The 16,178-nt window shown below is 37.1% G+C and carries 18 protein-coding genes and 1 tRNA gene; 8 read left to right on the plus strand and 11 right to left on the minus strand.

From position 1 onward, the window contains the following. Positions 1-67 precede the first annotated feature (67 nt). The 4 genes from VIH09_RS12960 to VIH09_RS12975 all read left to right on the plus strand — a co-directional run bounded on the left by VIH09_RS12960 (position 68) and on the right by VIH09_RS12975 (position 3,766). Positions 68-1,288 carry an MFS transporter gene (locus VIH09_RS12960; RefSeq protein WP_331581674.1) on the plus strand — a complete coding sequence of 407 codons (1,221 nt, stop codon included), beginning with the start codon at positions 68-70 and terminating at the stop codon, positions 1,286-1,288. Positions 1,289-1,537: 249 nt separating this feature from the next. Next, positions 1,538-1,897, plus strand: coding sequence for a BlaI/MecI/CopY family transcriptional regulator (locus tag VIH09_RS12965; protein ID WP_331581676.1), 360 nt, complete (start codon positions 1,538-1,540; stop codon positions 1,895-1,897). Positions 1,898-1,901: 4 nt separating this feature from the next. Beyond that, positions 1,902-3,545 carry a M56 family metallopeptidase gene (locus VIH09_RS12970; protein ID WP_331581678.1) on the plus strand — a complete coding sequence of 548 codons (1,644 nt, stop codon included), beginning with the start codon at positions 1,902-1,904 and terminating at the stop codon, positions 3,543-3,545. Positions 3,546-3,625: 80 nt separating this feature from the next. Then, complete coding sequence (locus VIH09_RS12975; protein ID WP_331581680.1) at positions 3,626-3,766, plus strand: SsrA-binding protein; 141 nt, start codon at positions 3,626-3,628, stop codon at positions 3,764-3,766. On the opposite strand, the gene VIH09_RS12980 is transcribed toward VIH09_RS12975, so the two are convergent. Beyond that, entirely contained in the window at positions 3,763-4,275 is a 513-nt protein-coding gene (locus VIH09_RS12980; RefSeq protein WP_331581682.1) for an adenine phosphoribosyltransferase, read from the minus strand. The two genes, VIH09_RS12975 and VIH09_RS12980, sit on opposite strands and share 4 nt — an antisense overlap. Positions 4,276-4,389: 114 nt before the next feature. Between VIH09_RS12980 and VIH09_RS12985 the strand changes: the two genes are divergently transcribed. Both VIH09_RS12985 and VIH09_RS12990 read left to right on the plus strand, forming a co-directional pair. After that, positions 4,390-4,463, plus strand: a tRNA-Arg gene (locus VIH09_RS12985). Between the two features lie 180 nt (positions 4,464-4,643). Beyond that, positions 4,644-5,237, plus strand: coding sequence for a DUF6642 family protein (locus tag VIH09_RS12990; protein ID WP_331581684.1), 594 nt, complete (start codon positions 4,644-4,646; stop codon positions 5,235-5,237). Positions 5,238-5,291: 54 nt separating this feature from the next. On the opposite strand, the gene VIH09_RS12995 is transcribed toward VIH09_RS12990, so the two are convergent. Further along, a complete protein-coding gene (locus VIH09_RS12995; protein ID WP_331581686.1) occupies positions 5,292-6,260 on the minus strand; it encodes a CapA family protein in 969 nt (322 codons plus the stop codon). 353 nt (positions 6,261-6,613) lie between these two features. Here VIH09_RS12995 and VIH09_RS13000 point away from each other — a divergent pair, with 353 nt between their 5' ends. Both VIH09_RS13000 and VIH09_RS13005 read left to right on the plus strand, forming a co-directional pair. Then, positions 6,614-6,865, plus strand: a complete 252-nt coding sequence (locus VIH09_RS13000) for a hypothetical protein (RefSeq protein WP_331581688.1) — start codon at positions 6,614-6,616, stop codon at positions 6,863-6,865. Positions 6,866-6,981: 116 nt separating this feature from the next. After that, positions 6,982-7,551 (plus strand): pentapeptide repeat-containing protein, encoded by a 570-nt coding sequence (locus VIH09_RS13005; protein WP_331581690.1) that lies wholly within the window; start codon positions 6,982-6,984, stop codon positions 7,549-7,551. Between the two features lie 5 nt (positions 7,552-7,556). On the opposite strand, the gene VIH09_RS13010 is transcribed toward VIH09_RS13005, so the two are convergent. From VIH09_RS13010 to glyA, 9 genes are all read right to left on the minus strand, one after another. Continuing rightward, positions 7,557-8,237 carry an ABC transporter ATP-binding protein gene (locus VIH09_RS13010; RefSeq protein ID WP_331581692.1) on the minus strand — a complete coding sequence of 227 codons (681 nt, stop codon included), beginning with the start codon at positions 8,235-8,237 and terminating at the stop codon, positions 7,557-7,559. 2 nt (positions 8,238-8,239) lie between these two features. Then, complete coding sequence (locus tag VIH09_RS13015) at positions 8,240-9,496, minus strand: ABC transporter permease (protein WP_331581694.1); 1,257 nt, start codon at positions 9,494-9,496, stop codon at positions 8,240-8,242. Next, complete coding sequence (locus VIH09_RS13020; RefSeq protein ID WP_331581696.1) at positions 9,496-10,584, minus strand: efflux RND transporter periplasmic adaptor subunit; 1,089 nt, start codon at positions 10,582-10,584, stop codon at positions 9,496-9,498. The genes VIH09_RS13015 and VIH09_RS13020 overlap by 1 nt, the downstream gene beginning before the upstream one ends. 170 nt (positions 10,585-10,754) lie before the next feature. Then, the gene (locus tag VIH09_RS13025; protein WP_331581698.1) at positions 10,755-11,252 is read right to left on the minus strand and encodes a GNAT family N-acetyltransferase; all 498 of its coding nucleotides are present in this window, start codon (positions 11,250-11,252) and stop codon (positions 10,755-10,757) included. An 88-nt stretch (positions 11,253-11,340) separates the two neighbouring features. Next, the gene (locus VIH09_RS13030; protein WP_331581700.1) at positions 11,341-13,140 is read right to left on the minus strand and encodes an ATP-binding protein; all 1,800 of its coding nucleotides are present in this window, start codon (positions 13,138-13,140) and stop codon (positions 11,341-11,343) included. 3 nt (positions 13,141-13,143) lie between these two features. Beyond that, the gene (locus VIH09_RS13035) at positions 13,144-13,596 is read right to left on the minus strand and encodes a response regulator (RefSeq protein WP_331581702.1); all 453 of its coding nucleotides are present in this window, start codon (positions 13,594-13,596) and stop codon (positions 13,144-13,146) included. A gap of 22 nt (positions 13,597-13,618) precedes the next feature. Continuing rightward, complete coding sequence (locus VIH09_RS13040; RefSeq protein ID WP_331581704.1) at positions 13,619-14,173, minus strand: AraC family transcriptional regulator; 555 nt, start codon at positions 14,171-14,173, stop codon at positions 13,619-13,621. Between the two features lie 179 nt (positions 14,174-14,352). Beyond that, complete coding sequence (locus VIH09_RS13045; protein WP_331581706.1) at positions 14,353-14,946, minus strand: tRNA-(ms[2]io[6]A)-hydroxylase; 594 nt, start codon at positions 14,944-14,946, stop codon at positions 14,353-14,355. Between the two features lie 106 nt (positions 14,947-15,052). Then, positions 15,053-16,178: serine hydroxymethyltransferase (gene glyA, locus VIH09_RS13050; protein ID WP_331581708.1), on the minus strand; the 1,126-nt coding region annotated here is incomplete at its 5' end.

Below are 16,178 nucleotides of genomic sequence, written 5' to 3' on the forward strand. Positions count from 1 at the left end.
AGTTGCAAAGCCACAAAGTCTGAAAGTTACAAAGTTTCCTACCTTTGCGAAAAAGAACCCAATTATAATGCTCGCAACCGCTTTCAGTCGCTACATCAACAATTTCAGAGGGTTTTCGAGAGAAATTTGGATTCTTACCATTATAACCTTTATCAATCGCGCAGGAACAATGGTCCTCCCCTTTTTGTCAAAATACTTAAAGGAGGATTTGCAGTTTTCCTACGGTGAAGTGGGTTGGATTATGGTCGCTTTTGGGTTTGGTTCGATGTTGGGTTCTTGGCTAGGGGGAAAACTGTCCGATAAAATAGGGTTTTATAAGGTGATGGTTTTTAGCTTGTTTAGCAGTGGGATTTTCTTTTTTGTTCTCCAATATATAACCAGTTTTTGGGGATTGTGTCTGGGAATGTTCAGTATCATGACCCTAGCCGATGTGTTCCGACCAGCGATGTTTGTTTCTCTTGGAGCATATGCCAAGCCCGAGAACAGGACGCGTTCTTTAACTTTAGTTCGATTGGCTGTCAATCTTGGTTTTGCCGCCGGACCCGCCCTCGGTGGATTGATTATTATGGGAATTGGTTATAAAGGCCTGTTTTGGGTCGACGGGACTTCTTGCATTGTCGCGATTTTGATTTTTGCCCTGCTGGTCAAGGAGAAGAAAAGGACGTCACATCAGGATCCGCATGCCACAATATTGCAAGCCCGATCCGTATTTAGGGATAAAATATTCTGGGTTTTCCTGTTCGTGAGTTTTGTCACGGCGATGATTTTTTTCCAACTCTTTACGGCTTTGCCATTATATCACAGCGAGAAATTTGGGATGAGCGAGTTTCAAACCGGTTTATTGATGACCTTGAACGGCTTGCTGATTTTTGCACTTGAAATGCCGATTGTCAGCTATTTTGAAAGGAAAAAAGTGCAGAAACTTAAAATTATTCTATGGGGATCCTTACTTATGGGAAGCAGTTTTTATCTTTTGCTAATTAATGTATGGGCCGGTATGCTGGTGATCAGTATGATCTTTATCTCGATTGGCGAAATTTTCGCTTTCCCTTTTTCGAATACTTTTGCCATGAGTAGGGCTACGCGAGGCCAGGAAGGACGCTACATGGCTTTGTATACGATGAGTTTCAGTCTGGCGCATATCGTAAGTTCAAAAGTGGGGCTTGAGATTATCGGGCGATTAGGCTATCAAACCAATTGGTTTGTGATGGGGACTTTTGGACTGGCTGCCGCTGGTTGTTGCATCTGGATACAAAAACTGCTGAAACTAGAGAATAAACGCGCCTAAACTGTGGTTCTGCGTAACCCCCACTCTAATGCATCTACTAATTCACCAACAAAAATACCTGATTAACAATACTTTAAATTTTATAACTACAAAAATAGTTATAAAACTGCAATTATAGTTGTACAACTAAAAAGATAGTTGTAAGTTTGAATTGCGTTAAGGATAGCAGGCGATATCCTCGTAGTGAAACGAAGAGATAAAGCCGAATAGCCTGACCCGTAGGGAAACGCCCAAATAAAAACTTGAGCCATGCAAAAACTGACCAACAAAGAAGAGGAGATCATGCACATTTTATGGAAGCTAAAAAAAGCTTTCGTAAAGGAAGTTATGGAAGAGATTGAAACTGATCCTCCACATTATAACACACTATCGACCATTATTAGGAATCTGGAAGAAAAGGGGTACGTATCCTACAATGCCTACGGGAAAACGCATCAATACTTCCCTATTGTGACTATTGAGGAGTACAGGAAAAAATTCATGAATACCGCTATTGACAATTATTTTAATAGCTCCTATAAAAACATGGTTTCCTTTTTTGCCAAGGAGGAAAAAATTTCGGCAGCCGAGTTGCGTGAAATTCTGCAAATGATTGAAAACAAAAAATAAGGGTATGGAAACGCTATTTATTTACCTCATCAAATCCAGCGGATTGCTTGCCGTCTTTTTTCTTGGCTATCATATTATGTTGCGCAAGGAAACTTTTTTTACCGCTAATCGTTGGTTTTTATTGGCTGGATTAATCACATCTGTGGTATTGCCACTGGTAGTTTTTACCAAGATAATTTGGGTTGAACCGGTCGTTTCAAATACTGATTGGACAAACATTCCAGTATCGAATTATGTCGAGGGAAAATCATTACAAGATTATTTGCCGCTACTTTCCTTTTTGGCTTACGGAATCGGTCTACTGTTGTTGCTAGCCAAATTTGCCTATGATTTTTATAGTTTACGAACTGTGTTGAAAGGTAAATTGATTGAGCAGCAAGCCGATTTTAAATTTATTGACATTAAAGATAATTTAGCCCCATTTTCCTATTTCAACACCATTGTTTACAATTCGGCTTTATATAGCCCCAGCGAATTAGAAAGCATATTGGAACATGAAAAAATACATAGCGAACAAAACCATACCGTTGACGTACTCATTTCGAGACTGTTTTGCATCGTTTTTTGGTTCAATCCATTCATTTGGCTGTACAAAAAAGCGATTTTGCAAAATCTGGAATTCATTGCCGATAGTGGAGCCCTAAAAAAGATATCAGACAAAAAAGCCTATCAAATCACGCTTTTAAAAATAACAACACAGGAAAATTGCGTTGCCATTACCAATCATTTTTATCAATCATTAATCAAAAAACGAATCGTCATGTTAAACAAAAATCAATCAAAAAAAAGGAATTCATGGAAGTACTTGTCAGTAATTCCCGCATTAGTAGCTTTTGTTTTATTGTTTCAAATTGAAGTAATAGCGCAGGAAAAAGTGAAAGAGTCAAAAACGGTGACCGTAATCAAAAAAAGTGCCGATGTGGAAAATGACCATGAATCAGCAAGAACGGCTGGAGACACCGTAAAGAAAACCATTACTTTCCGTGTTACGAAAGAGGGAGATCATGATGAAGTTAAGACTATCTATATCAACGGTGAAAAAGCGAGTCAAGCCGAACTGGATGCGTTAGATGCAGATGTAATTAAAACTATGGATGTCAATAAAAATGGCGACAAGTCGACCATTAGAATAATCACAAAAAACACTAATGGTATTCCAGACGACACCGAAATTATCGTGAACGGCAAAAAAATGAGCAAAGAAGAGTTAGATGAATTGGATCCAAATGACATTGAAACTATGAATGTAAGCAAATCGGCTTCAGGGAATTCTAGCCAAAATACAATCCGGATAGTGACCAAAACAAGAACTCATTCATCTAATACCAAAGATTTTCCGGCACCTCCAGCACCACCTGCACCTCCGAAATTTCCTGGCGGACCATTGCCTGCCGCACCAAATATGTCGAATTTACCGACTGCGCCTGCACCACCGGCAAACGTGAGGGACGAAAAAGCAATGGCTCAGTTTGAGATAAAAATGAAGGAATTCGAAAAAAAGATGGAGTCATTCGAGCCCGACATGACCGCTTACGGGAAAAAAATCGAGGAAATAATGGCCAAACGAGAGGCCATATTTGAAAAAGAAATGAAAAAATATGAAAAAGCGATGGAAAAATACAGAGAGGCAATAGAAAAGAACAACTAGCTTTGTAGCATTATTCAACAAAAAAGACGGTCTTCAGAAAGACCGGCTTTTTTTATACCTTTGTCCAAAATAAAACCCTTATGTTCAAAATTTTAGCTCAAATCAACAAGCTTGTTTTACCAAGCTTTACAAAACAAAGAATGGATTTGGCCAAAGCCAAAAAATGGCAAATGGCAATTATAGGATTTCGATATTATGTAACCACCAGGGCATTGCGTTAATACGTCATTGCAGCAAAAACATCATATCCCTTTATTTTTTCCCTTCCATTGAGGAAACTGAGCTCCATCAAGAAATTAAGCTGAACGATTTCGCCGCCTAATTGCTCGACCAATTCGCATACCGCTTTGGCCGTACCTCCAGTGGCGAGCACGTCGTCATGTATAAGCACCCTGTCGCCTTTGCGGATGGCATCAATATGGATTTCCAAGGAATCCGTTCCGTATTCGAGTTCATAGGAAGCCGAAATGGTGTCGTAAGGCAGCTTATTGGGTTTTCTGACGGGAACGAAACCTACATTCAGTTCCTGTGCGATCAGCATCCCGAAGAAAAAACCACGGCTCTCCACCCCGATTACCTTGTCTATTTTTTTACCTTTTAGCGAGGAAACCAAAATATCCAGGCATTCCTTTCTGGCTTTGGGGTCTATTAACAAGGGCGTAATGTCTTTAAATAAAATTCCTTCTTTTGGAAATCCCTGAATATCACGTATATAATTTGCTAAAGGCATTTTTTTTGCTTTTTATGTTAAATTAGACTTGCAATTTACACATTTATCCTTATATTTGCACCCGCAAACACGTTCACAGAACGTTTATGAAAATAAATGTTTGCAGAACAATAAGGCCTTGTGGCGCAACTGAATAGCGCACTTGATTACGGCTCAAGAGGTTACTGGTTTGAATCCAGTCAAGGTCACAAAACCCCAACAGATGTTGGGGTTTTTTTATGGAATTTACTCAAGTAATCTTTTTCAAGTAGTTAGAAATAAATATACCATAAAAAAAGGATCATATTCGTGCCTTTAAATCCGATCCCTTAATAATTATTTATGGTTAAATACTAACATGGAATTTCATTCTTGCGTAATTTTGCACAATGAAATTGCAAACTTTAGATAAGTCCAATCAACCGGACAACGATAAATTCATTTTCTGTCTCGAAGCCGTTCCTGACGTGGATACTGCCGTTACTACTGAAGTGCTCAAAAACCTGGAGAAACTGGCTGTGGAACAAGGTATTGCCAGCATTTACAAAACCTGCGATACCATTGAAGGATTAGAAGAAAGTCTAAATGCGTTACGTTATGACGACCATGATTTTAAGGATTATGAGGTGATTTATCTGGTCATGGAGGGCGAAGGAAATAATATTTGCCTGAATGATTATTTCTATAGTCTGGAGGAAATCGCCGAACTTTTTGAAGGGAAATTGACCGGTAAAATTTTGCATTTTGCCAATACCAAGATATTGAACTTAAGCGAGGAAGAAGCACAGTACTTCATCGACGTTACAGGCGCGCGGGCTATTTCGGGTTATGGAACGCCATTTAATAGACTCAGCAGCACAAATCTTGACAGAATGTTCTTTAGTCTATGCCAAGAGCAGGATAATGTAATCCAGATCGTGGAAGAATTACATCAAAAACACTATGCCCTTTGTAAACTTCTTGATTTTAGATTGTATTATTGAATGGATCCGGACTCTGAGAGACAATTCCTACTCTTAAAGTAAAGCAATTGTCTTTCAAAACAGAAACACTTCCCCTCTATCGCTCATCTTAGTTTCAAATTTAGTGGACAAATACTGCATCCGGTCGATACACCATTTAAAATCCTTGGCTGTTGCCAAATTAACCTGATAATTGGAAATCAAAACTGGAATCAGTTCTAATTTTTCTATCCTTTCTCTGGAGAGCGTGACTTTAAAGAAAAAAGAATGATCATTTTTTAATATAGGGTCCACTGCATAATCATCAACAAAATCACCGGTGTCGTACAGAATCAGCTTATGGTTATAGACTTCAATTCCTTGAAAATTGTGTGCACTGTGCCCGTGGATAATGTCAGCACCCTGGTCAATCATTGCGTGCGCAAAATCAATGAAATGTCTATATGGCTCTTCATTCATATTTGGTCCCCAATGAATACTTACAATAACAATATCGACATTTTTACTTAATTTCTCCAAATCATCCAAAGCTTTGTTGCGGTCATCCTTTTTGGTAATGTCTATATAATTAACTCCGCTACTGTTCGCATAAGCCTTCCATCCAGATTCGTTATCGGTAAACCCCAGTAGACCAATGGCAATATCTTTCTTACGGAGAATAATCGGTTTTTGAGCTTCTTTTTCATTCATCCCAGCACCAACATGTTTTATGTATGCCTTATCCAATGTTTGAATTGTCTCGACCAAACCTTCCTCAGAAAAATCCAAAATATGATTATTCGCCAGGTTGACGGCCGTTATGGAAGCTTCGGTTAGTGTTTTTACTTTATCGGGAGTTGCTTTAAAGTTAAATGTTTTAAAAACCCTTTTATCGCTGTGCGTCAATGCCGCTTCAAGATTGATGATATTGATGTCGGTATTCCTCAACAACGGCAAGACATTCCCCCAAGGATAAACATAGCCTTTATTACTGATTGCGGCATCAACACCCCTGCCTATCATCACATCCCCAGCAAACCCAATGGTTATTAAGTCATCTTCCATGATTCCTTTACTTTTGGTTAAAAGCCCCACTAAAAAAACAGATTCCACATAAATTTAAGTAAAAAAAACGCCTAATGAATAAAATTAACGAATTATTGAGCGTACAAAAAATGTTAGGGCTGGCATAAAACATTCCAATTATGCATACAAGTTTTACTTTCAAAAGCAAACCTGATTATGGCTATCGTGGTTTTCGTTTTAAATATTATTTGCATAAAATAATTAATGCTTTTCACTATATTTGGAACAGGACAAATTAGGAAAATCTCTTCCTTTAAAATTTGGGGAGGGGCTATAAGGCCTGTTGGAGTTGAAGAATGCAAGTTGACATTAAACTTTAAAAATTGGCGCAAATGAAACTTTTTGAATTTTTAAAACTTTCGGAGGAAGAGCAATACAAAGCAACTTGGAAGAAAGGTGCTTACGTGGACTTGTATTTAAAGGGTAATATTGCGATCGAGCTTTATGCAGTAAATAATTTTTATGTTGAAATTTATTATGAACGAAACACCACAGAACGTCTTTATAAAAAAACCTTCAAACAAGGCGAGCTATTGGACAAATATCTGGACCGAATTCATTTAAAAATCAATTCCTTTTTTTAATAAACTCTAAATAAAACCGAAAACAGTAGCCAATATATAGTAGGCTTTACATATTTAAACAATAATTTAGCCATATAAAAATCTTCTTTTTTACAGAAGCACTCACGACTCGTACAATGCCTGAATATAACCTTGACTTACAATACGATGACATCATTTACGGTGAAGAGGAAGTCAATTTCAAGGAATTTGAATCCTGCATTTTTAACCGCTGCGACTTTTCCCGATGCAAATTTACTGCAGTGACCTTCATAGATTGCACCTTTAACGATTGCAATTTCAATACTTCAAAAATAAACCATGTCGCTTTACGGACCGTTTATTTTAACAACTGCAAAATGATGGAAATCAATTTTTCCATGTGCGACAAACTTATTTTTGAAATCCATTTTAAAGAGTGCAACTTGGATTTTTCTAAATTTTATACCCTAAAGCTAAAAGGGACCACATTTATGGATTGCAGCCTTTTGGCTGTCGATTTTATGAGTGCTGACTTGACCGAGGCAATTTTTGATAATTGTGATTTGTACCGCGCCGAATTTGAAAAAGCAATCGCCAACAAAGCCGATTTCAGAAGCAGCTATAACTACGCTATCGATCCCACAAAAACTAAACTCAAAAAGGCACAATTTTCTATCGCCGGTTTAAAAGGCTTACTTGCAAAACATGACATTATTGTAAAATAAGAGTGTTAAGAAAGGATTCTGCCGTCTTCCATTGTAATTATTCTATCCGTTTTATTGGCAAAATCTGTATCATGAGTCACAACCAGTATGGTTTGGTTAAAATCTTCGGTCAATTTGTTCAAGATATCAAAAACAAGGTCGCCGTTTTTCCTGTCCAAATTTCCGGTAGGTTCGTCGCCCATGATAACCAAAGGATCGTTGATCAGCGCTCTCGCTATTGCCACACGCTGTTTTTCCCCGCCGCTCAGCTGATTTGTCATTTTAAGCGCATGGTTTTCCATTCCCAAGGTTTTTAAATGTCCCATGGCACGCTGTTCCAATTCCTCATTCGAATATTTCCCTAACTTAAACCCCGGCAACATCACGTTTTTTAAAACATTATACTCCATTAATAAATAATGAAACTGAAACACAAAACCAATTTTCTCGTTTCGTATCTTCGCCAATTTACTATCTATTTGCCCTGTGACCAGCTCGTTATGAATAAACAATTGCCCTTCGTAATCAGTATCCATGGTGGAAAGCAGATACAATAAAGTAGATTTTCCAGACCCGGATTTACCCACAATCGAAACAAATTCGCCATGATCAATGCTTAAATTGATTTCTTTGATCACCTGAAATTTCACGGGATCATAAAAATATTTGGTCAAGCCAACGGTTTCTATCACCTTATTATTTTCCATAGCTATTTTCCTCTGATAATTTCTACCGGATCCACTTTACTGGCTTTCAAAGCCGGAAAAAGCCCGGCGACAACCGTTGTGCAGAGTGCAAAGCTTATCCCAATGACATAAAAAATCACATTGTAATCGATGGGATATGTTTTTACGGTTGGCAAAGAAGTGGTTTCAAAAGGGATATTGTCAATAATAATTGAAAAGATATATCCAAAAAACAATCCAAAGACGCCACCGGTAAACCCTATGATTATCGAGAGTGATATAAAGATCCATTTCACGTCATTTCCTGAAAAACCTGTAGCTTTTAGTATGGCGATGCTATCCATTTTTTCATAGATCATCATATTCAAGATATTGTAAATCCCAAAACCAGCAACGATCAACAACACAATTCCAACCGAATAGGATATGATACTCCTCACCGTACTCCCGGTTTCAAATTGCGCATTTGCCGTTTCATAATCCATCGCGTCTAAATTAAACGTTTTATGAAACTCTTCCGCAACAGCTGCTGCCGTTTCCTTATCGTACAAATTCAGCTGAATGTCCGTGATGTAATTTTTAGGTTGTCCCAATATTTTTTGGGCTGTTCCCAATGACGTATAACTCATCACATTGTCAATTTCAGCTATTCCTAATTGCGAAAAACCCACAATCTTCAAGGAGGCCAAATTCCCATTGGATGTGGACACTTTAATTATATCCCCCACCGTAAGCAGCATCTTGTCAGCTAATCCCTTCCCTATTATAATGCTGTTGTTCTGGCTCAAATCAGTGACCTTCCCTTCTTTTATATAATCACTGATCTTAAAGAGTTTATCCTCCGCCTCCATATCAATACCATTAACAAAACCGGAGATTTCAATGGTGCCTGAGTTGAACAAAACGGAGGAAGTGACTTTTGGCGCAACGTCTATGATACGTTTGTCCTTTTTCAACACTTTGATTATTTCCTTTCCATTGTAGATCGATTTCCCCCTGTCTTTAGGCTTGATGGATTTTATGAAATTTGTGTTGTTTTTGTAATTAGCAGATAAATCCAACGGCTGATTTTCCGATGGCTTCACCTCATTATACAAAAGGACGTGGGGCGTTCTGTTGAGCATTAATCCATCCAGCAATTCGTTTAAGCCATTCATAAAACTGACCAAAGCGATGAACATAGCAATTCCAAAGGTCACTCCCACTGCAGCAATTACAGACTGTTTTAGTCTGGCTTTTAGCAAATGAAAGGCGATATTTAAAATAAGTTTAAAGTTCATTATTTTGGTTCATAAATGGTTTCATTTTCTTTCAAGCCCTCTAAAATTTCCACTTTTTGGTAATCACTCAAACCTGTTTTAACCTTTCTTCGTTCGTTTCTATTGACTAAAACATATTTGTTGTCAATCAAATAACTTTTGGGAATGGTAATCGCATTATCTTTTGTTCGAATGATAATATTGCCTTCCGCCGTCAGGTTGGGATATAGTTTGTCAGGCGGCTTGACAAAATGCGCCTCGATCCTAAAAGTGCGCGACCGCTCGTCCATTATGGGGTAGATTTTATCTACAATAGCGTCAAAAACTATCCCTTTATAGCTGTCCATCGTCACGAGTACCTTTTGCCCCAAAGCAACCCGCACCATATCGTTTTCATCGACTTCCATTTCTAAAAAAAAGGCATTCGATTTCCCAATAATGGCAAGGGGTGTCTGGGTTGTCACCAAGGTTCCTTCTTTGACTAAAACATCAAATAATTGACCTGAAAAGGCACTTTTGACTTGGTAATCGTTTTGGGTTTTTTGATTGAATTTAAGATTTATTTTATTGCGCCTTTCCTCATTTTTCAGTTGTTCGCGGAGTTGGGTCAATTGCCTCAAAGCGGTTTCGTAATTAATTTTGGAGTTTTTAAAAGCCAACTCGCTCCTTTCAAAATCGATCTGAGAATTAATTTCAAGGACCCGTAATCTTTTGTTTCTTTTATAAAGGGATTCATCAAGAATAAGTTTATCTAGGGAAGATTGGACTTTCAATTCCATTTCGGCAACGCGATCTTGAATATATTTACCGTTTTCCTTACTTAATTGGTAAGCTAATAGTGCATTTTCAGTATTCAATGCCGCTTTTTCGTTTTCAAGCTCAAACAATAATTGCCCTTGACTTATGGGATGTCCTGCAATAACCCTAATCTTTTCCAAAATACCGTTTACCGTAGAAAAAACGGTGTACTGATCTTCTGCCTTTATGGCCCCCGAAGCGTAAACGCTCTCCGTCACGCTGCCCAGTTTAGGTTTTATCCCTTGCCCATTTTTGGAACAAGACTGCATCAAAAACACAACGGCAAGTATAAAAATATTTCCAAATTTCATCTTGATAGTTTTAAGAAAAGAGCAGCTAAACGAATACTTAAATTTACCGCTTTTTTCTGTAGAACAGACAGTTAACAAAATAACTTTTAGCAAAACAAAAAGTACAGTGTAGTACTTTCCTCAAAGAATATGGGTCTTTTTTATAAAATATTTTGCTGCGTCCTGCTAGACTACAACTGCTTTTCCATCACGTAATCCTCCATCAAGTAGCCGTGACCAATTTCGATATCCACTTCTTTGATGACCTCAAAACCTTTTTTTTGGTAAAAAGTGAGGGCCTTATTAAACCTATTTACGTTTAATGAGAGTACGGTAGAATGGTAATCTACGGCCAATCTCTCAATATAAATAATAAGCGCATTCCCGATCCCTTTGCCTTGCGTTTGGGGCAATACATATATTTTATGGATTCGCGTTCTGTTGTTTTCCTGATAATTGTGCTCGTAAGAGGCAAAACCCAAAACAACATCATTTTCTTTAGCCAACAAAAAATGATGCCCTTTTGAGGTTACATCATCTGCTAAGGCCTTTTCAGAATAAAAAGCATTCAGCATGAAGTCCAATTGTTCTTTCGACAAAATGGCGCCGTAAGTATCCGGCCAGGTTTGATGGGCAATTTCTTGAATTATTTTATAATCGTTCGGCCTCGCTTTGGAAATAGATATCATAATGTACTTTTGGAAGGTAAAATCATTAGTTTGAAAAAAAAACGTTTTTTTTCTTTATTTGATAAAAACAGTTCAGGCGTCAAAAAAATCAAGCTTTCTTGGGTAAAAAAACACAAAACTGAGAACCAACATTGGGTTCAGAAAGTACTTTTATAAATCCGTCGTGATTATCAACAATTCTCTTGCAAATCGCTAAACCGAGACCTGTTCCCGAATATTTGGAGCCTGTTTCCAAACGCTGGAACAAAACAAATATTTTTTCGGCATATTCTTGTTTAAAACCTATTCCATTATCCTCTACGACGATCTTATAATATTTTTCATTAGAAATGATTTCATTGTCATAAATTTCATTTTCTTCAATATTTTTTGAAAAAATGGAAATTTTAGGCGCTCTATCTTCTTGGCTGTATTTAAGAGAGTTCGTAATCAAATTAATGAACAGTTGTTCAATTTGAAAAGAAATCGCTTTCACGACGGGCAAATCCCCTACAGTTATCTCTGCATTTTTATCTTCAATATTTGAAGACAATTCGTCAATAACTTGGTTGACCAATCCGTTCAAATCCGTATCTTCAAAAACCTTATCCCCTTTTATTGTTCTGGAATAATTAACCAAATCGATAAGCAAGGTTTGCATCTTATTTGCTGAAGTCCTAATTTTTGAAAAATAAATTTTCCCCTGCTCTGATATGCCATCCATTTCCTTGGACTCGATCCTAGAAATAAACATTTGAATTTTATGAAGCGGTTCCTGCAGGTCATGACTCACAATGTTGTTAAAGGACTCCAGTTCTTCATTGATGCTTTTAAGTTCCTTATTGTTTTCCTCTAATTCTATTGTTTTTTTAAACTGGTCGGTCATGTCATAGTTAACACCCGTTTTTACGCTTTCCCCTTTTCCGTTCTTGGTAAAACTACCCACTGACATAATATATTTTATTTCGCCGTCTGGCAATACAAAACGATACATCAATGAAGTCGGTTTGTGCGTCCTTAGGGAATCCATATGCATTCGCGTCACATATTCAAGATCATCGGGATGTATGTATTTTGAAATATTCTCTAAGCTAGGAGTAAAGGATTGTGGCTCTAACCCTATAAGACGAAAAAAATTATCTGAATAAGTATAGGTGTCCTTTTCTAAATTAATTTTCCAATGACCAAATCCTGCAATTTTCTCTGCATTATTGAACGACCGATTTAAAAACTTTAATTCGTCATTGGTTTTTTTAAGTTCCGCAATATCAACATTCATTTTATTGAAAGACAATAACAGTATCAACAATGAAAGTATGACCAGCAGAAAGGCGCTTATCATAGAGTCTTCCAACTCAAATTGATGATTATCATTGTGAATTTTGACTTTATCACCCTCAGCATTTATCGTTTTATAAACAAAGTTTTTCATGATCTCCGTAAAGTCATTACTCTCCTGAAGTTTTGCGTTTAATGCCGCACTGTTGGGATTTTTACTTTTTGCAAGCAGCAGTGTTTCCCTAAAAAGCGCAAATCGGTATTCAATGAGTCCTTTGAGGCGTTTCACATCCTTAACGCGGGTGGGGTTATTGGCCACTAATTTATCAATCTCCTTTAGATTAGACTCAATTTCTCCTTTTCTCAAAAATCTATTTTCTAGATAAGATTCGTCCTTGGTGATGATGTAAGTCCGTAGGTTTGTTTCATAAATACTGATTATGGACAACACTTTTTCTAATTCCAATTGGGTTTCGGTGGCATTGGCAATTAAATTAACCGAGGAATCCAAGCTGCGCATTTGCGTATAAAACACCGATGCAATATAACACACTACAGCTATAGCGATTCCTAAAGCTATTTTGAATATTTCTGAATTTTTATATAGTTTTAATAGCTTTATGTTTTTCATCCCCTAAATGCTAAAGAAAAAAGTTTCTTTATTTAAACCGGAGGAGTGAAATTGCCAATTCACATTTAGGACTTCTTTAATCACTTTTTTAAGTTTATTAAAGTCATTTGGTTTTTTTATATAAATATTTGCCCCTTCGATAAATGTTTCTTCTATATCTTTTTCTGACGAAGATGTCGAATAAATGGCGATAGAAACATCTTTAAACCGGAGGTCGGCTCTAATTTCCTTTAGACATTCAAACCCCGATTTGCGGGGCATATTTAAATCCAAAAAAAGTAAATGTGGTAACAGAATATCAGGATTTGCTAAATAATCCATTAGTTCCTTACCGTCATTAAATAAGGTCAAATTATTATTCATTTTAAGTTCCATCATTGCATCACTAAAAAAAGTGCGATCATCTTCATCGTCATCGGCAATCAAAATGCGCATTGAATCTTCATGTGAAATCATATTTTTGGGAATTATATTTTTGTTAATTTGACAAACTTCTTCGTTTATCTACTATTCTTTTAAAAGCAGATGGAGTCAATCCCGTAACCTTTTTAAACTGACTTGACAGATAAGCCACACTACTGTAGTTTAACTTGTACGAGACCTCCGTTAAGGTCAACTCATCTTCAATAATTAATTTTTTAGCTCTTTCTATTTTTTGGATAATAATGAAGTTTTCTATTGAAGAATGGGTGTTATCAGAAAAAATATTTGTCAAATATCCATAACTGAAATTCATTTTTTCTGATAGATATTGAGAAATAGTTATTGCCGGTAATTTATCATTCTCATAAATCATTTCTACAAGAGTGTCTTTTATTTTTTGAATAAGCTGACTTTTTTCATTATTAACGATAAAAATGGAATATCTGCTTAAAGAATCTTGAAGTTCGGCAAAGCTTTCATCCGAAACACTATCACTAATCTCAATTTCTCCTAAATCCAGCAGTTTGTGCTTTATATTCAATCGCTCTAACTGCTCCTGCAAAATTACCCTACAAGCAACGATTCCATCATATTTTATATAGAGTTTCATTTATATTACAATTTATATTTGATGAACATTCAAGAGATAAATATATATTAAAAATAATAATTGGAGCAAAAAAACTGTCCTTTTGGCAAAAAACAGCTCCGTATTTATAGTTTTATTATTACAAACAATTGATTTTAAATCAATTCACGTTAAATTAAAATAAAACCTAAAATACTAATCTATCCATGAATTGTCTCGTTTTTACCATAATTTGCAATAATGGATGCCTCATATTCAATCCATTCTCTCCATCGCTTTTCTACATCGATTCCGGTTCCATATTTTCTGGCATAGGTGATAAAAGTGGTGTAGTGTCCCGCTTCGCTTTCCATCAAATCCCTGTAGAAGACAGACAGCTCTTCGTCCTGAATGTTTTCCGACAATACTTTAAAACGCTCACAGCTTCTTGCTTCAATCATTGCCGAGAATAGCAGTCTTTCCACCAAACTCGAAACCCTGCTGCCAGTACCACTTTTTTTCATGTACAAATACAATTCGTTTACGTAATGGTCCTTGCGTTCGCGTCCTAACTTCAATCCTCTTTTGATGATGATATTGTGTACCTGCTCAAAATGATCAATTTCTTCTTTGGCCAAAGCCAACAAATCCTTGACCAAATCCTGATGCTCTGAATTATTGGTAATAATCGTGATCGCGTTTGTTGCCGCTTTTTGTTCGCACCAAGCGTGATCCGTCAGGATTTCCGCGATGTTCTTCTCGACAATATTCACCCACCTTGGATCGGTTGGTAATTTTAATCTTAGTACTGACATTTTTCTTTACAGTTTACGGTTTTATCAAAACAAAAAAAGGTTTAAAATTTAACTTTTTGCAGATTACAAAACTTTAAACTTTAAACCTTTAAACTTTGAAACTTTTTTAGAATACGAAGATTGCTCTTTCGCTCATCATTTCATTCACTTCATTGGCCACTTCCTCGATAATATCCTCGTTTGTGTGGTTCATCAGAACCTTATCAATCAAGGCTACGATAGTCTCCATGTCCTCTTCAACTAATCCTCTAGTGGTGATAGCCGGAGTTCCAACGCGGATTCCGGAAGTCACAAACGGCGATTTGTCGTCAAAAGGAACCATGTTTTTATTAACGGTGATTTCGGCTTTTACTAATGCATTTTCAGCATCTTTCCCTGATATCCCTTTATTTCTTAAATCAATCAACATCATGTGATTATCAGTTCCTCCTGAGATGATATGATAATCTCTTTTCACAAATGCTTCTGCCATAGCATTTGCGTTTTTTTGCAATTGTAAAGCGTATGTAAAGAATTCATCTTGCAAAGCTTCACCGAAGGCAACCGCTTTTGCAGCGATGATATGCATTAAAGGTCCTCCTTGGTTTCCTGGAAAAACGGCCAAATCAAGTAGAGACGACATCATTCTGATTTCACCTTTTGGAGTTTTTAACCCAAATGGATTTTCGAAATCTTTCCCCATCATAATCAATCCTCCTCTAGGTCCACGCAACGTCTTGTGTGTGGTTGTGGAAACGATATGACAATGAGGTAATGGGTCGTTCATCAATCCTTTAGCAATCAGACCCGCAGGATGAGAAATATCGGCAAATAAAATTGCGCCCACACTGTCGGCTATTACTCTGAAACGCTCAAAATCCATATCGCGGGAATAAGCCGAAGCCCCCGCTATAATTAATTTTGGCTGCTCTTTTGTCGCAATTTCTTGGATTTTATCATAATCTAAACGTCCCGTCTCTTCATCAACGCCGTAAAATACAGGGGTGTACAAACGCCCTGAGAAATTCACCGGCGAACCGTGAGTTAAATGACCACCATGGGACAAATCAAAACCAAGAATTTTGTCACCCGGTTTCAAACAAGCGTGATATACCGCCGTATTGGCTTGCGAACCCGAATGCGGTTGCACATTGGCATAAGCCGCACCAAATAATTCTTTAGCTCTATCAATGGCAATTTGTTCTACGACATCCACCACTTCACAACCACCATAATATCTTTTTCCGGGATAT

The organism is Flavobacterium sp. (assembly GCF_036515215.1).
Lineage (GTDB): Bacteria > Bacteroidota > Bacteroidia > Flavobacteriales > Flavobacteriaceae > Flavobacterium.

Excerpts from the sequence above, each read along its gene's own strand:
- VIH09_RS13035 (WP_331581702.1), bottom strand. The coding sequence starts at position 13,596 with ATGATTTCACATGAAGATTCAATGCGCATTTTGATTGCCGATGACGAT.
- VIH09_RS13020 (WP_331581696.1), bottom strand. The coding sequence starts at position 10,584 with ATGAAATTTGGAAATATTTTTATACTTGCCGTTGTGTTTTTGATGCAG.
- VIH09_RS13010 (WP_331581692.1), bottom strand. The coding sequence starts at position 8,237 with ATGGAAAATAATAAGGTGATAGAAACCGTTGGCTTGACCAAATATTTT.
- VIH09_RS13030 (WP_331581700.1), bottom strand. The coding sequence starts at position 13,140 with ATGAAAAACATAAAGCTATTAAAACTATATAAAAATTCAGAAATATTC.
- VIH09_RS12960 (WP_331581674.1), top strand. The coding sequence starts at position 68 with ATGCTCGCAACCGCTTTCAGTCGCTACATCAACAATTTCAGAGGGTTT.
- VIH09_RS13005 (WP_331581690.1), top strand. The coding sequence starts at position 6,982 with ATGCCTGAATATAACCTTGACTTACAATACGATGACATCATTTACGGT.
- VIH09_RS12990 (WP_331581684.1), top strand. The coding sequence starts at position 4,644 with ATGAAATTGCAAACTTTAGATAAGTCCAATCAACCGGACAACGATAAA.
- VIH09_RS12975 (WP_331581680.1), top strand. The coding sequence starts at position 3,626 with ATGTTCAAAATTTTAGCTCAAATCAACAAGCTTGTTTTACCAAGCTTT.
- VIH09_RS12980 (WP_331581682.1), bottom strand. The coding sequence starts at position 4,275 with ATGCCTTTAGCAAATTATATACGTGATATTCAGGGATTTCCAAAAGAA.
- VIH09_RS13025 (WP_331581698.1), bottom strand. The coding sequence starts at position 11,252 with ATGATATCTATTTCCAAAGCGAGGCCGAACGATTATAAAATAATTCAA.
- VIH09_RS12995 (WP_331581686.1), bottom strand. The coding sequence starts at position 6,260 with ATGGAAGATGACTTAATAACCATTGGGTTTGCTGGGGATGTGATGATA.
- VIH09_RS13045 (WP_331581706.1), bottom strand. The coding sequence starts at position 14,946 with ATGTCAGTACTAAGATTAAAATTACCAACCGATCCAAGGTGGGTGAAT.
- VIH09_RS12970 (WP_331581678.1), top strand. The coding sequence starts at position 1,902 with ATGGAAACGCTATTTATTTACCTCATCAAATCCAGCGGATTGCTTGCC.
- VIH09_RS13015 (WP_331581694.1), bottom strand. The coding sequence starts at position 9,496 with ATGAACTTTAAACTTATTTTAAATATCGCCTTTCATTTGCTAAAAGCC.
- VIH09_RS13000 (WP_331581688.1), top strand. The coding sequence starts at position 6,614 with ATGAAACTTTTTGAATTTTTAAAACTTTCGGAGGAAGAGCAATACAAA.
- VIH09_RS13040 (WP_331581704.1), bottom strand. The coding sequence starts at position 14,173 with ATGAAACTCTATATAAAATATGATGGAATCGTTGCTTGTAGGGTAATT.
- VIH09_RS12965 (WP_331581676.1), top strand. The coding sequence starts at position 1,538 with ATGCAAAAACTGACCAACAAAGAAGAGGAGATCATGCACATTTTATGG.